The sequence below is a fragment of the Thermithiobacillus tepidarius DSM 3134 genome (assembly GCF_000423825.1).
GTDB classification, from domain to species: Bacteria; Pseudomonadota; Gammaproteobacteria; order Acidithiobacillales; family Thermithiobacillaceae; genus Thermithiobacillus; species Thermithiobacillus tepidarius.
Window position 1 is genome coordinate 121,054 of the sequence record NZ_AUIS01000004.1, and the last position, 14,153, is coordinate 135,206.

Sequence of the window (14,153 nt, forward strand, 5' to 3'; positions counted from 1 at the left end):
GAGGAAGCAGCGTGGACCTGGCACAGGCCCAAGAAACCTTTATCGTCGAAAGCAGCGAACTGCTCCAGGAAATGGAGAATGCGCTGCTGCATCTGGAGACCCGGCCCGACGACCTGGAAGCCGTGCACGCCCTCTTTCGGGCGGCGCACACCATCAAGGGCTCGGCCGGGCTCTTCGGCTTTGACCAAGTGGTGGCCTTCACCCATGTGGTCGAGAGCGTGCTGGAGCAGCTGCGCGACGGCTTGATCACTTTGAACGCCGATTTGAGCGCCGTGCTGCTGGCCTGCCGCGACCATGCCGGCGCCCTGATCGATCAGGCCGTGGCCGGCAGCGGGCCGGATGACGACATGCACGCGCATGGAGAGGCCCTGCTCGCCCGGCTGCGGACCCACGCCCAAGGACCGGCGGCGGGCGCCGGCACGCCGCCGGCCCCGGTGACCCCTGCGCCGGTGGAAGTCGTCGGCCGGACCGTGGCGACGGACAACTGGCACATCTCCCTGCGTTTCGGCCGCGACGTGCTGCGCAACGGCATGGATCCGCTGTCCTTCATCCGCTATCTCGCCACCCTGGGCGAGATCGTCAACCTCACCACCTTGCCAGATGCCCTGCCGCCGGCCGCCGACATGGACCCGGAGTCCTGCTATCTCGGCTTCGAGATCGATTTCCACAGCGCTGCGGACAAGGACAGCATCGAGCGCGTCTTCGAGTTCGTGCAGGACGACTGCCAGATCCGCATCCTGCCGCCGCATAGCCGCATCGACGAGTATCTGGCCCTGATCGAGGAGTTGCCGGAGGACAAGCTGCTGCTCGGCGAGATCCTCATCCAGGGCGGCGCCCTGACCGCCCGCGAGCTGGAGGAGGCGCTGGCGGCGCAACGGGCGGGCGCCGGGGCTGCGACGGAAGCCGCGCCCCAGGCCCGGCTCGGCGAGATCCTGGTGGAAGAGGGGGTGGTGCATCCGCCGGTGGTCGAGGCGGCGCTGGAAAAGCAGAAGCAGACGCGCGAGCACAAGGCCCAGGAGAGCAAGTTCATCCGCGTGCAGGCCGACAAGCTGGATCAGCTCATCGACCTCATCGGAGAACTGGTCATCGCCGGCGCCGGCACCAGCCTCATCGCCAGCCGCGCCGGCCATGCGGAGATGCAGGAGGCGGCCTCGCTCATGGCGCGCCTGGTGGAGCACATCCGCGAGCACGCCCTGCGGCTGCGCATGGTGCAGATCGGCGAAACTTTCAACCGCTTCCAGCGCGTGGTGCGCGAGGTCAGCCGCGAGCTGGGCAAGGACATCGAGCTCGTCATCAGCGGCGGCGATACCGAGCTCGACAAGTCGGTGATCGAGAAGATCGGCGATCCGCTCATGCATCTGGTGCGCAACGCCATGGACCATGGCATCGAGCCGGCCGAGCTGCGCCTGGCGCGCGGCAAGCCGGCGCGTGGCCGGCTGCGGCTCAACGCCTACCATGAATCCAGCAGCATCGTCATCGAAGTGGCCGACGACGGCGGCGGGTTGAGCCGCGAGCGCATCCTGAAAAAAGCCCTGGACAAGGGGCTGATCGAGCCCGGCCAGACGCTCGCCGACGCCGAGGTGTACAAGCTCGTCTTCGAGCCCGGCTTTTCCACGGCGGAGCAGGTTACCAACCTGTCCGGCCGCGGCGTGGGCATGGACGTGGTCAAGCGCAACATCGAGGCGTTGCGCGGCAGCATCGAGGTGGACACCCGCGAAGGGGAGGGCACCACCTTCCGCATCCGCCTGCCGCTGACCCTGGCCATCATCGACGGCTTCCTGGTGGGCGTGGGTCGGGCGTCGTACGTGCTGCCCCTGGATGCCGTGGTGGAGTGCATCGAGCTGTCGGAAACGGAGCGTCAGGCCGCCCGGGGCCGCGACTACATCAGCCTGCGCGGCGAGGTGCTGCCTTTCCTGCGCCTGCGGGATCTCTTCGCTCTCGAAGCCGGCTCCACCCGCCGCGAGAGCATCGTCGTGGTCGAATACGCCGGCCGCAAGGCCGGGCTGGTGGTGGACGAGCTGCTGGGCGAGTTCCAGACCGTGATCAAGCCGCTGGGCAAGGTCTTCCAGCACCTGCGCGGCATCAGCGGTTCGACCATCCTCGGCAGCGGCGAGGTGGCGCTCATCCTTGACGTGCCCAACATCATCCAGCGCGCGGTGACGGCGCAGGCGCAGGCGCAGCGCAGCGCCGCCGGCCGCGGCCTGCTGCATTAACGAATACCAAATTGTGGGAGGAAAGCGAAATGTTCAAGAGCATGAAAATCGGCACGAGATTGGGGTTGGGCTTCGGACTGGTGATCCTGCTGATGCTCGCCATGGGCATCATGGCCATCCGCCAGTTGGCCACCCTGAATAGCATGCTGGATCAGGTGGTGACGGATCGTTATCCCAAAACCGCTATTGCCAACGACGTGGTCAAGCAGTTGGGCCTGATCGCGCGGGCACAACGCAACACGATGCTGGTGGCCAGCCCGGCCGAGGTTCAGAAGGAGCTTGGGCGAATTGACAAAGCAAGAAAGGAAATTGGCGAAAACTTGGACAAGCTCGAAAAGTCCGTTTCCAGTGGTGAGGCCAGGGCGCTGTTCGAGAAGGTCAAAGAAGCGCGTGGCAAGTATAAGGTGGCGCAGGACCGCTTCACCGAGATGGTAAGGGCAGGAAACATTGAGGAAGCGAAGCTCTACCTGCTGACCCAGGTGCGCCCGGTGCAGAATCCCTATTTCGAAGCACTGAACGCCTTCGTGGATTACCAGCAGTCGCTGATGGACAGCGCTTCCCAAGAGTCCACCGCGCTTTATGAGAACGCTCGCAACACCCTGGTTCTGCTCGGCGTCATCGCGCTGGCCCTGGCTGCCGGCCTGGGCTTCTGGGTCACCCGCTCCATCACCCGCCCCCTGAACGAGGCCGTGGGCGTGGCCAACCAGCTGGCGGACGGCAACATGGCGGTGCAGATCGCCGCCACGTCCAAGGACGAGACCGGACAGTTGCTGAGCGCCATGCAGAACATGGTGGCCAAGCTGTCGCAGATCATCACCGAGGTGCGCGGCTCGGCCGATGCCCTGTCCAGCGCCGCCGGCGAGGTGAGCGCCACCGCGCAGAGCCTGAGCCAAGCCGCCAGCGAGCAGGCCGCCGGCGTGGAGGAGACCAGCGCCGCCCTGGAGCAGATGACCGCCAGCATCAACCAGAACACCGACAACGCCAAGGTGACCGACGGCATGGCCGCCAAGGCGGCGCAGGAGGCGGCCGAGGGCGGCACGGCGGTGCAGCAGACCGTCGCGGCCATGCAGCAGATCGCCGAGCGCATCAGCATCATCGACGACATCGCCTACCAGACCAACCTCCTGGCCCTGAACGCCGCCATCGAGGCGGCGCGCGCCGGCGAGCAGGGCCGCGGCTTCGCCGTGGTGGCAGCGGAGGTGCGCAAGCTGGCCGAGCGCAGCCAAGTGGCGGCCCAGGAGATCGGCGAGCTGGCCGGCAACAGCGTGGCCCTGGCGGAACGGGCCGGCAAGCTGCTGGACGCCATCGTGCCGAGCATCCAGAAGACCTCGGACCTGGTGCAGGAGATCGCTGCGGCCAGCAGCGAGCAGTCGGCCGGCGTCGGCCAGATCAACACCGCCATGGCCCAGCAGAGCCAGATCACCCAGCAGAACGCCTCGGCCAGCGAGGAGCTGGCCGCCACCGCCGAGGAGATGAGCGGGCAGGCCGAGCAGCTGCAGCAGGTCATGAGTTTCTTCCGCATGGCTGATGCTGGCCGCGGCGGCCGGGTGTCGCCGGTCAAGCCGGTCGCGGCGCCGCGCGTCGCCCGGGCGGCCGCGCCGCTCCCGGCCGCGGCCGACGAGCGCGATTTCGAGCGCTTCTGAGGAGGGCGGCATGGGCGAACTCGTGGCAGCAGCACAGCCGGGCGCCGGATCGGCGCAGGAGCAGCAGTACCTCACCTTTCAGCTGGCGGGTGAGACCTATGCCCTGGCCATCCTGGGCATCAAGGAGATCATCGAGTACGGCCAGCTCACCGCCGTGCCGATGATGCCGGCCTGGATCCGCGGCGTGATCAACCTGCGCGGCAGCGTGGTGCCGGTGGTGGATCTCGGCGTGCGCTTCGGCGGCGCGCCCACCGCCGTGCACAAGCGCAGCTGCATCGTCATCCTGGAAGTGGCGGCCGGCGAAGAGCGGCAGGATCTCGGCGTCATCGTCGACGCGGTCAACGAAGTGCTGGAAATCGCGCCGGCGGAGATCGAGCCGGCTCCCGCCTTCGGCGCGCGGCTGCGCACCGACTTCATCCGCGGCATGGGCAAGGTGGACGGACGCTTCGTGATCATCCTCGATGCCGGCCAGGTATTGTCGGTCGAGGAGTTGGCCCTGCTGGAGCAGAGCGTGGACAGCGTCGGCGCGGAGGCGTGAGCGAGCGGCTTGGCCCATGACCGGGAGGAGACGGCAGTGGTGATGGACGAGCAGGGGACGGGCGCGCAAGGCATGCTGCCGCGCTTCGTCGCGATCAACGAGGAAATCAAGCGCGTGGTGCAGGGCGCCCGCCAGGTGAACCACGCCGCCCTCAACGCCATGCTGCTGGCCAAGAAGTCCGGCAGCCGGGCGGCCGGCTTCGGCGTGGTGGCGGCGGAGCTCAGGCGCTTCAGCACGATGCTGGAAAGCCACATGCAGGTGCTCAGCAGCCGCATCTTCGGCGTCATCGAGCGCTTTGCCGTGCTGCAAAAGCGCTCGCGCCTGCACGCTCTGCTGCGCCGCGCCGGCGAGTCGAGCGCCGAGGCGGGCGCCCGTGCGCTGGATGCCCGCCTGGCATGTGGCCGGGCGGCGCTGGCACGGGCCCGGACCGAGTTGCGGCAGGGCCTGGTCCGCTTCGGCCGGGAGCTGGATCGCTCCCGGGTCTTGTGCGAGCACGGCGCCCGGCTGGTCACCCTGGCCAAGGTCGAGTCGGCCTACGGCGGCGACTTCGCCGCCCGGCTGCGGCAGGTATCCCGGCACTTCGAAGCGGCCATCGAGCGCATCGTCGCATTGCTGGACGCCGTGAGACCGCGGCTGGCGGGGTGCGCATGAAAAAGCTGACCTTCATCTACGAGGACGGGGAGCACCGCTGGGCCGCCATTGCCCGCGATCCCGACAGGCCCGGCTACGTGATCGACACCAACGAGTACCTGGTGATCGACGGCGACGAGGCGCTGCTGACCGATCCGGGCGGCATGGAGATCTTCCCCGCGGTCTTTTCCGCCATCAGCGGCGGCTTCGATCCGGAGCGGATCCGCTTTCTCTTCGCCTCCCACCAGGACCCGGACATCATCTCCTCTCTGGCCCTGTGGCTCGAGTTCAATCCGCGGATCAAGTGCTACCTGAGCTGGCTGTGGGGCTCCTTCGTGCCCCACTTCGGCGGCGACGCCGAGACCTTCATCAGCCTGCCCGACGAGGGCATGCCCTTCACCCTGGGCAAGACCACCCTGCAGGCGGTGCCGGCCCATTATCTGCACTCTTCCGGCAATCTCCACCTCTATGATCCGCGGGCGAAGATCCTGTTCAGCGGCGACGTGGGCGCCGCTCTCCTGCCGTCGGCGGCCGATGGCCTCTTCGTCACGGACTTCGATCGCCACATCCGCCATGCGGAGGGTTTCCACCGGCGCTGGATGGGGTCCAACGACGCCAAGCGGCGCTGGTGCGAGCGCGTCAGCCGCCTGGATATCGACCTGCTCTGCCCGCAGCACGGCGCCATCTACCAGGGCGCCGACGTTGGCCGCTTCATCGAATGGTTCGCGGAGCTGGAGGTCGGCCTCGCCTAGGCCGTCGAACGGAAGCTCGCCATGCAGACGCCCCAGCTCTCGGTCCAGGAGTTCGCCCAATTCCAGCGCCTGATCCATCAGGTGGCCGGCATCAGCCTGTCGTCCGCCAAGATGGCGCTGGTGACCGGCCGGTTGGCCAAGCGCCTCAAGCACCACGGACTGAGCAGCTTCGGCGAGTACTACCGGTTGGTGAGCGGGGCAGGGCAGGCCGGCGAGCTGCAGATCATGGTGGACCTGCTGACCACCAACGAGACCTACTTCTTCCGCGAGCCGAAACACTTCGATTTCCTGAAGCAGCACGCCGCGGCGCATGCGGGCGGCGGCCGGCCGTTCCGCGTCTGGAGCGCGGCCAGTTCCTCGGGCGAGGAGGCCTACAGCATCGCCATGACCCTGGCCGAGTGCCTGGGCGACGCGCCCTGGGAGGTGCTCGGTTCCGACATCAGCACGCGGGTGCTGGAGCGGGCGCGCGCCGGCCAGTACCCGCTGGAGCGCGCCCGCCACATCCCCGAGGCTTGGCTTCGGAAATATTGCCTGAAGGGGGTGCGCTCCCAAGCCGGCACCTTCCTGATCGACCAGCGCCTGCGCAGTCGGGTGCGCTTCGTCCAGGTCAACCTGACCGCGCCGCTGCCCAACCTGGGCGAGTTCGACGTGATTTTCCTGCGCAATGTCATGATCTACTTCGATACCGAAACCAAGCGCCAAGTGGTGCAGCGCATGCTGCCCCTGCTGCGCCCCGGCGGCTGCTTCCTGGTCGGACACTCGGAGAGCCTGCACGGCATCAGCGACGGCCTGCAGAGCGTGCGGGCCGCCATCTACCGGAAGCCGCGATGAACGCGCAACCAGCGCAGTACCTGGAGATCTTCCTGCAGCCCGGCGACTTCTACTTCGGCGACGCCGACACGCGCATCCGCACCATCCTGGGGTCCTGCGTATCCATCACGCTCTGGCACCCGGGCCTGCGCGTGGGCGGCATGTGCCATTACATGCTGCCCAGCCGCGGCGGCCGGCTGGGCGATGCCCTGGATGGCCGCTACGCCGAGGAGGCCATGCAGCTCTTCCTGCGCGAGCTGCGTCCGTTCAAGGCCCCGCCGCAGGCATGGGAAGCCAAGCTCTTCGGCGGCGCCGACATGTTCCCGCACATCGAAAAGCGCGAGGCGAGCCTGGTCGGCCAGCGCAACGTCGCCATGGGCCGGGCGCTGCTCAACGGCTACGGCTTTCGCGTCGTGGCCGAGCACGTGGGCGGCGTCGGCCATCGGCGGCTCATCTTCGACCTGTGGAGCGGCGCGGTGTGGCTGAAGCAGGAAACGGATGCCCTGCGGGCGCGAGCCTCGTAGCATGGACAAGATCCGGGTCTTCATCATCGACGATTCCGCCGTGGTGCGCCAAGTGCTGAGTGGCATCCTGGCCGCCGATCCGGCAGTGGAGGTCATCGGCGCGGCGCCGGACCCGCTTTTCGCCCTGGAGCGCATGCAGCGCCAGTGGCCGGACGTGATCGTGCTGGACGTGGAGATGCCGCGCATGGACGGCATCACCTTCCTGCGCAAGATCATGGCCGAGCGCCCCACCCCGGTGCTGATCTGCTCCACGCTGACGGAAAAAGGCGCGCAGACCACCATGGAGGCCCTGGCAGCCGGTGCGGTCGGCATCATCACCAAGCCCAAGCTCGGCCTCAAGGGCTTCCTGAGCGAGTCGAGCGCCGAATTTCTCAGCGCGGTGAAGGCAGCGGCCCAGGCCCGGGCCGGCCGCCTCAGGCTCCCGGTGCCGCCGCCCGCGCCCCGGCTGAGCGCCGACGCCATCCTGCCGGCCACCGGGCCGGCCCTGGCGCAGACCACCGAGCGGCTGGTGGCCATCGGCACCTCCACCGGCGGCACCCAGGCCCTGGAGTTCGTGCTGCGGGCGCTGCCGCGCGTGGTGCCGGGCATGGTCATCGTGCAGCACATGCCGGAGAAGTTCACCGGCGCCTTCGCCGCCCGCCTGAACGATCTGTGCGAGATCGAGGTCAAGGAGGCGGAGCACCACGACCGCGTGCTGCCGGGCCGCGCCCTCATCGCGCCGGGCGGGCGGCACATGCTGCTCAGGCGCAGCGGCGCCCAGTACCACGTGGAAGTGCTCGACGGCCCGCCCGTCAACCGGCACCGGCCCTCGGTGGACGTGCTGTTCCGCTCCGTGGCCAAGGCCGCCGGACGCAACGCCGTGGGCATCATCATGACCGGCATGGGCGACGACGGCGCACGCGGCCTCAAGGAAATGCACGAGGCGGGCGCCCGCACCATCGCCCAGGACGAGGCGAGCTGCGTGGTCTACGGCATGCCGAAGGAGGCGGTCAAGCTCGGCGCCGTGGATCAGGTGCTGTCCCTGCAGGCCATGCCCGGACTGCTGATGCAGTTGGCGCGCGACTGAGGGCCGGCCCTGCGCCGGACGATGGGCCAATCATCGCGAGCAAGCTCGCTTCCAGGATTCGTGCCGGTCGTTGCAGGAGCGGGCTTGGCGGCGATCCGCCGCATGGCCAGTCGCAAGCGCCGCCGTTCAAGGTATAATCCGGCATCCGGGTGCAGGCGCGGGCTGGCCCGCGAGCAACCCAACGAAGGACACGGATCATGCCCCAGCCGCCCCGACAACGACCCACCCCGGCCGACGACGCCCGCTACGGCCCGGTCGCGCTCGCGCTTTTCATCGTCTACGTGGTCTGGGGTTCCACCTACCTGGCCATGCGCTTCGCCGTCCAGGGCCTGCCGCCCCTTCTGATGGCGGGCAGCCGCTTCCTGGCGGCCGGCGCGATACTCTATCTGATCCTGCGCCTGCGCGGCGCGCCGCCGCCCGATCGCTTCCAGTGGCTGGGCGCGGCGCTGGTCGGCGTGCTGCTGCTGGTCATCGGCAACGGCGTGGTGGCCTATGCCATCCAGTGGGTGCCCTCCGGCCTGGCCGCCATCGAGCTGGCTACCGTGCCGCTCTGGGCGGCGCTCTTCGCCGGCCTGTGGGGCACCTGGCCCGCGCGGCTGGAGTGGCTGGGCATCGGCCTGGGTCTCATCGGCATGGTGCTGCTGAACTGGGAAGGCGACCTGCGCGCCTATCCGGCCGGCGCCCTGGCCCTGCTGCTGGCGGCGGTGAGTTGGGCGCTGGGCTCCATCTGGAGCCGTTATCTCACCCTGCCCGCGGGCCTCATGGCCGCCGCCGCGGAAATGCTGGCGGGCGGCGCCTTGCTGATCGGTCTGAGCGCCGTTTTCGGCGAGCGGCTGCCGGCGTCGCTGGCGCCCTCCGCCCTGGGCGCCTTGCTCTATCTCGTCGTCTTCGGTTCGCTGGTGGGCTTCAGCGCCTATAATTACTTGCTGCGCCAGGTGCGTCCGGCGCTCGCCACCAGCAACGCCTATGTCAATCCGGTGGTGGCGGTGGGGCTGGGGGCTGGGCTGGGCGGCGAGCAGGTGACCGGGACGGCGATGCTGGCGCTGCTCGTCATCCTGGCCGGCGTGGGCCTGATCGCGCTGGGGCGCCAGCGGAGCTTTTAGGCGTGCAGGCGCCTGCCTGTGGCAAGCGCCTGGCTTGTCATCTATAATCAAGTGCATTCCAGTGCTCGCATGCGAGGTCGCCAGGCCCATCGTTCAGCCGCTGCAAGCAGTTGAGCGGACCGTGGGTGAAAACCAGCCCAAGATGCCAGGTCGAACCTCCACGATTACGCCCGCCATAACAAATAAAACCCCTCACTTCCTGCCGCGCGAGTTCAACGTGCGCTTCAGCTTGTCAGCCTGCCCACCCCACTGGCGGTGCGCTCGGCATGCCCTGGTCAATACAGTCTCGTGCAGGAACAGTCTCTGAGATGACAACTTCGATGCAAAGCGGTTCTCAAACGCTGGAAACCCATCCGGGCAGCGAGGCAGCCTTCCGGCTGCTGTTCATGGATCATCCGCTGCCCATGTGGATGGTCGACCTGGACAGCCTCGCCTTTCTGGAAGTGAACGCGGCGGCGGTGCAGCTCTACGGCTACTCGCGCGACGAGTTCCTGGGCATGACCATCGTCGACATCCGGCCGGCCGAGGACGTGCCCCGGCTACTGGCGCATCTGGTCGATAGCGAAACCGGCCTGTACCGTGCCGGCGAGTGGCGCCACCGCTGCCGGGATGGCCGCCTCATCGACGTGGAAATCACCTCGCATATCCTGGATTTCCAGGGTCACCGGGCGGCTTTGGTGACCATCGAGGACGTCACGGCGCGCAAGCAGGCGGAGCGCGAGCTGGTCCGCCACGGCGAGCGGATGGAAAACGCATTCATCAACGCCGATGTGCTCATGGCCTACCTGGACCGCGATTTCCACTTCATCCGCGTCAACCGCGCCTATGCGGCCGCAGGTGGGCTGGCGGCGGTGGATTTCGTGGGCAGACGGCACTTCGAGCTTTACCCCAACGCCGAGAACGAGGCCCTGTTCCGGCAGGTGCTGGCGACCGGCGAAGCGCTCTTCGTACGTGAAAAGCCCTTCGCTTATCCGGACCAGCCCGAGCGCGGCGTGACCTACTGGGATTGGCATCTGCAGCCCGTCAAGACGGCGGATGGCCGGGTGGAAGAGCTGATTCTCAGCTTGGTGGATGTCACCGAGCGGGTACGGCGCCGACACACGGAAATGGAGCTGCGCGAGAGCGAGGAACGCTTCCGCCTCTTGGTGGACACCATCCAGGACTACGCCATCGTCATGCTCGACCCGCAGGGCCGGGTCAACAGTTGGAACGCCGGCGCCGAGCGCATCTACGGCTACCAGGAAGCAGAGATCCTTGGCCAATCCTGCGATCGCTTCCATTCGGTCGAGGAGATTCAGCATGGCAAGCCGGACGAGCTGCTGGCCCGCGCCGCCCGCGAGAGTCGCGCCGAGGACGAGGGCTGGCGGGTGCGCCGGGACGGCGGCCGCTTCTGGGCCCACGTGGTGATCACCGCCGTGCGCCATCCCGACGGCAGCCTGTGCGGTTTTTCCAAGGTGACGCGCGACGTCACCGAGCGCCGCCTGGCCGACGCCCTGCTGCAGCAGACCCTGAAGGAACTGTCCGATTTCAAGTTCGCCCTGGACAGTTCGGCCATCGTGGCGATCACCGACAGCGCCGGGGTGATCACCTACGTGAACGACAAGTTCTGCGAGATCTCCCAATACACCCGCCAGGAACTGCTCGGCCAGACCCACCGGCTGCTCAATTCCGGCCACCACCCCAAAGCCTTCTTCAAGCAGCTCTGGAAGACCATCGGCGCCGGCAAGGTGTGGAAGGGCGAGATCCGCAATCGCGCCAAGGACGGCTCCTATTATTGGGTATTCACCACCATCGTGCCGCTGCTGGATGCCGTCGGCCGGCCGGTCCAGTACGTGGCCATCCGCTACGACATCACCGAGCAGAAGCGGGCGCGCGAGATCGAGCTCATGAACGTGGAGCTGGAGCGGCGGGTGGCGGAGCGCACGGCGGAACTGACGGCGGTGAACCGGGAGCTGGAGGCGTTCTGCTATTCCGTGTCTCACGACCTGCGCGGTCCGCTGCGCGCCATCAACGGCTTCAGCCATGCCCTGCTGGACGAATACGAGGGCAAGCTCGACCAGGGCGGGCAGGAGTATCTGGAACGGGTGCGCAACGCCAGCCAGCGCATGGCGCAGCTCATCGACGATCTGCTCGACCTGTCGCGTATCACCCACAGCGAAATGCGCCGCGAAGAAACCGACCTGAGCGGCATCGCCTGGCAAGTGGCCGAAGCTCTGTATGCCTCCGCGCCGGCGCGCGAGGTGGAGTTCGCCATCGCGCCGCAGGTCGTCGCCCAGGTGGATCCGAAGCTGCTGAAAATCGTGCTGGACAATCTGCTCGGCAACGCCTGGAAGTTCACCCGCGAACAGGCCGATGCCCGCATCGAGTTCGGTGTGCGGGAGGAGGACGGGCAGACCGTCTATTTCGTGCGCGACAACGGCGTCGGTTTCGACATGGCCTATGTCGACAAGCTCTTCAAGCCCTTCCACCGCCTGCACGGTGCCCTGGAGTTCGATGGCACCGGCATCGGCCTGGCCACGGTGCAGCGCATCGTGGAACGCCATGGCGGCCGCATCTGGGCCGAGGGGATGGTGGGGCAGGGGGCGGCTTTTTACTTCACCTTGCCGTTCACCGGGGCCGGCCAAGCCCGTCCCGAGGCGGCCTGCCGGCGTCGGCGCGGCTCAGTGGCTTAGCGGCTCGACATCGTAGAAGTGTTGGCGGTACAGCGAATATAGGCTTTCCCGCAGGTCCGGCGGGGCGTTTTCGATGCAGTATTCCAGCGCTTCCTCATAGACCGGGCTGTCTTCCTTGCTGTTGACCAAGACCTCAATGGCTTGCTCGACGGATTGAAAGTCCATGGGCAACTCCAGGTGGGCTGTGCGGACGGGGGCGGTGTCGATGCGGGTGTCAATGCAGCGTGGGCTCGGCTTCGTAAAAGCGATCGCGATACAGGAAGTACAGACGCTCCACCACTTCGGGCGGCAGGCTTTCGACGCAGAAGGCGAGGGCCTCCTCGTAGAGCTGGCTGTCCTCGTCGCTGCTGACCAATACCTCCACGGCTTGCTGAAAGGATCGGAACCGCATCGCGTCACTCCTGGTAATCGGCGGAAATGTAGTCTTAGACTGCATGCGGCGGGGCAAGTTTGGCATCATGGGCGGAATTCGCCGTTGCCTCCGGCTTAGGTCGGATCGAAGCGCCTTGCCGACTTTGGCTATAACAAAGCCTGACTGCCATTCAGGAGGCGCCGGTGCTCAAGCCCTTTGCGTTCATCAACCATTTCGCCCATCCCCTGTCCACCTTTTCCTGGGCTGAAAAAAGCGAGCTGGACGGCTGCGGCAAGCCTCTGCCGACCGCATCCGAAGACACCGCGCACTTCCATGACGGCCACGCGGACGATCCCAAGTACCGGGATGCCGGCGAGCACGGTGCCTGACCACCCTTGCGCCGGATCGAGCGGCCCTGGCAGGGCTTGGCCGCCCCGGTCCGTCGGCTGACGCCATCCGGCAGCAATCCCGCGCACTCGGTCCTCGCCGGGCCCCTGCGCTTGTCGCTCCGTTCCTCCGGCTGTGCTATATCCTGCAGAGATCCCTTGCGACAGGGTGCGCCACATGGATAAGCGCGTAAAGCCGGAGGCAGACTGGGACGAGCGCCTGTTCCGGGTGCTAGTCCGGATCATCCTGCTCGCCGCCGCCGTCTATGTGCTGCTGCAGTTTCTGGCGGCCATCACCTACGTGCTGCTGTTCTTCGCCTTCGTGCTGGTGTTCAGCGTGGCCCTGAACCCGCCGGTGGTCTGGCTCGAGCGCCGGGGCGTTCCCCGGGTGGCGGGGGCCCTGCTGGTGGCCCTGGCGGGACTGCTGCTGGCCGCGCTGCTCGGCTGGCTGGTCGTGCCCGATCTGATCACCCAGGTCACCGGCCTGGTGGAAAACCTGCCCCAGTACGCCGCCGCCCTGGCGCAGCGGCTGTCCCGCCTGATGGCGGACTACCCGGACGTGCAGCAGCGCCTGCAGGCCCAATTCGATGCCTACGCCGCCGAGCGCCTGATTCCTTCCGTGCAGACCCTGCTGATCAAGGTCGGCCAGTATTCCCTGTCCTTCTTCAACGCGCTGGTCTTCGGCATCCTGCTCTTCAGCACCGTCGTCTACGCCCTGATCAATCCCCGGCCGCTGTTGCAGGGTTACCTGCTCATGATGCCGGACCGCTGGCGCGACGCGGCCGCCCGCGCCTTCAGCCGCGGCGCCAAGATCGTCAACGGCTGGATCTGGTCGAACATCATCGTGGGCGGCATCGAGGGCGTGGCCGCGGCCATCTTCCTGGCGATCATGGAGGTGCCGGGCGCGGTCCTGTGGGGCGTGCTGGCCTTCTTCGCCGAGATGGTGCCGCGCCTGGGTCCCTACCTGGCTGCCCTCCCGCCGATCCTGGTGGCGCTGGCGGTCGATCCCATGACCGCCCTGTGGGTGGCCATCTTCTACGTGGTGCTGCAGGAGATCAGCGGCGACTTCATCGCGCCGCAGATCCGCTCGTCGCAGATGAACATCCACCCGGTGACCCAGCTCTTCGTGCTGCTCGCCATGACCGCGGTCTTCGGCTTGGTCGGCGCCCTCATCGCCCTGCCCATCACCGGCTTCCTCACCGCCTACTACGAGGAGTTCTATGTCTACCGCCAATCCGCGGACGCCCGCCTGCAGGCGCGCATCGACGCCATGCTGAGCGGACGCATCGAGGACGACGCGCAGGCGCGGGAGCAGCCGCCGGATCGCGGGTGATGCGCTTGCATGGCCGCGGGCTTGCTTGCGCGCAACGGCTCCGTTCGCCCCGGGAAGGCCGGGATGAATAAATCCTCCGATAGTGCTAATGTGAAAGCGGTGCGGGGCGCCGCCCCGCGTGAGCGGATACG

General features: G+C 67.4%; 14 protein-coding genes. 12 read left to right on the forward strand and 2 right to left on the reverse strand.

Annotation, left to right across the window (positions count from 1 at the left end; all coding sequences use genetic code 11):
- Positions 1-11: 11 nt before the first annotated feature.
- The 10 genes from G579_RS15330 (at position 12) to G579_RS18040 (ending at position 11,951) form a co-directional block, all read left to right on the forward strand.
- Positions 12-2,213, forward strand: coding sequence for a chemotaxis protein CheA (locus tag G579_RS15330; RefSeq protein WP_081662529.1), 2,202 nt, complete (start codon positions 12-14; stop codon positions 2,211-2,213).
- Positions 2,214-2,242: 29 nt separating this feature from the next.
- Complete coding sequence (locus tag G579_RS0102165) at positions 2,243-3,856, forward strand: methyl-accepting chemotaxis protein (RefSeq protein WP_028988876.1); 1,614 nt, start codon at positions 2,243-2,245, stop codon at positions 3,854-3,856.
- Between the two features lie 10 nt (positions 3,857-3,866).
- Positions 3,867-4,394, forward strand: coding sequence for a chemotaxis protein CheW (locus tag G579_RS0102170; RefSeq protein ID WP_028988877.1), 528 nt, complete (start codon positions 3,867-3,869; stop codon positions 4,392-4,394).
- A 9-nt stretch (positions 4,395-4,403) separates the two neighbouring features.
- Positions 4,404-5,045, forward strand: a complete 642-nt coding sequence (locus G579_RS0102175) for a hypothetical protein (RefSeq protein ID WP_155989709.1) — start codon at positions 4,404-4,406, stop codon at positions 5,043-5,045.
- Positions 5,042-5,776, forward strand: a complete 735-nt coding sequence (locus G579_RS0102180; RefSeq protein WP_028988879.1) for an oxygen-binding di-iron domain-containing protein — start codon at positions 5,042-5,044, stop codon at positions 5,774-5,776. Before G579_RS0102175 ends, G579_RS0102180 begins: the two co-directional genes overlap by 4 nt.
- 21 nt (positions 5,777-5,797) lie before the next feature.
- Positions 5,798-6,607, forward strand: a complete 810-nt coding sequence (locus tag G579_RS0102185; RefSeq protein WP_028988880.1) for a CheR family methyltransferase — start codon at positions 5,798-5,800, stop codon at positions 6,605-6,607.
- A complete protein-coding gene (locus G579_RS15335) occupies positions 6,604-7,110 on the forward strand; it encodes a chemotaxis protein CheD (RefSeq protein WP_038017642.1) in 507 nt (168 codons plus the stop codon). The genes G579_RS0102185 and G579_RS15335 overlap by 4 nt, the downstream gene beginning before the upstream one ends.
- A 1-nt stretch (position 7,111) precedes the next feature.
- Positions 7,112-8,176, forward strand: coding sequence for a protein-glutamate methylesterase/protein-glutamine glutaminase (locus tag G579_RS0102195; protein ID WP_028988881.1), 1,065 nt, complete (start codon positions 7,112-7,114; stop codon positions 8,174-8,176).
- A gap of 197 nt (positions 8,177-8,373) precedes the next feature.
- Positions 8,374-9,279: a drug/metabolite exporter YedA gene (gene yedA, locus G579_RS0102200; RefSeq protein ID WP_028988882.1), complete on the forward strand. Its 906-nt coding sequence runs from the start codon at positions 8,374-8,376 to the stop codon at positions 9,277-9,279.
- A gap of 308 nt (positions 9,280-9,587) precedes the next feature.
- Positions 9,588-11,951: a PAS domain-containing sensor histidine kinase gene (locus G579_RS18040; RefSeq protein WP_162142957.1), complete on the forward strand. Its 2,364-nt coding sequence runs from the start codon at positions 9,588-9,590 to the stop codon at positions 11,949-11,951.
- Here G579_RS18040 and G579_RS18910 read toward each other — a convergent pair.
- Together G579_RS18910 and G579_RS18915 are read right to left on the reverse strand one after the other, a co-directional pair.
- Positions 11,940-12,116, reverse strand: coding sequence for a hypothetical protein (locus G579_RS18910; RefSeq protein ID WP_155989710.1), 177 nt, complete (start codon positions 12,114-12,116; stop codon positions 11,940-11,942). The two genes, G579_RS18040 and G579_RS18910, sit on opposite strands and share 12 nt — an antisense overlap.
- Positions 12,117-12,165: 49 nt before the next feature.
- Positions 12,166-12,342 (reverse strand): hypothetical protein, encoded by a 177-nt coding sequence (locus G579_RS18915; RefSeq protein ID WP_155989711.1) that lies wholly within the window; start codon positions 12,340-12,342, stop codon positions 12,166-12,168.
- A gap of 164 nt (positions 12,343-12,506) precedes the next feature.
- Between G579_RS18915 and G579_RS0102220 the strand changes: the two genes are divergently transcribed.
- Both G579_RS0102220 and G579_RS0102225 read left to right on the forward strand, forming a co-directional pair.
- Complete coding sequence (locus G579_RS0102220; RefSeq protein WP_028988883.1) at positions 12,507-12,692, forward strand: hypothetical protein; 186 nt, start codon at positions 12,507-12,509, stop codon at positions 12,690-12,692.
- A gap of 175 nt (positions 12,693-12,867) precedes the next feature.
- Positions 12,868-14,022 (forward strand): AI-2E family transporter, encoded by a 1,155-nt coding sequence (locus tag G579_RS0102225; RefSeq protein WP_028988884.1) that lies wholly within the window; start codon positions 12,868-12,870, stop codon positions 14,020-14,022.
- Positions 14,023-14,153 lie beyond the last annotated feature (131 nt).

Coding starts and splice junctions, on each gene's coding strand:
- G579_RS0102195 (WP_028988881.1), top strand. CDS start 7,112: ATGGACAAGATCCGGGTCTTCATCATCGACGATTCCGCCGTGGTGCGC.
- G579_RS18910 (WP_155989710.1), bottom strand. CDS start 12,116: ATGGACTTTCAATCCGTCGAGCAAGCCATTGAGGTCTTGGTCAACAGC.
- G579_RS0102185 (WP_028988880.1), top strand. CDS start 5,798: ATGCAGACGCCCCAGCTCTCGGTCCAGGAGTTCGCCCAATTCCAGCGC.
- yedA (WP_028988882.1), top strand. CDS start 8,374: ATGCCCCAGCCGCCCCGACAACGACCCACCCCGGCCGACGACGCCCGC.
- G579_RS18915 (WP_155989711.1), bottom strand. CDS start 12,342: ATGCGGTTCCGATCCTTTCAGCAAGCCGTGGAGGTATTGGTCAGCAGC.
- G579_RS15335 (WP_038017642.1), top strand. CDS start 6,604: ATGAACGCGCAACCAGCGCAGTACCTGGAGATCTTCCTGCAGCCCGGC.
- G579_RS0102165 (WP_028988876.1), top strand. CDS start 2,243: ATGTTCAAGAGCATGAAAATCGGCACGAGATTGGGGTTGGGCTTCGGA.
- G579_RS0102170 (WP_028988877.1), top strand. CDS start 3,867: ATGGGCGAACTCGTGGCAGCAGCACAGCCGGGCGCCGGATCGGCGCAG.
- G579_RS0102180 (WP_028988879.1), top strand. CDS start 5,042: ATGAAAAAGCTGACCTTCATCTACGAGGACGGGGAGCACCGCTGGGCC.
- G579_RS0102225 (WP_028988884.1), top strand. CDS start 12,868: ATGGATAAGCGCGTAAAGCCGGAGGCAGACTGGGACGAGCGCCTGTTC.
- G579_RS18040 (WP_162142957.1), top strand. CDS start 9,588: ATGACAACTTCGATGCAAAGCGGTTCTCAAACGCTGGAAACCCATCCG.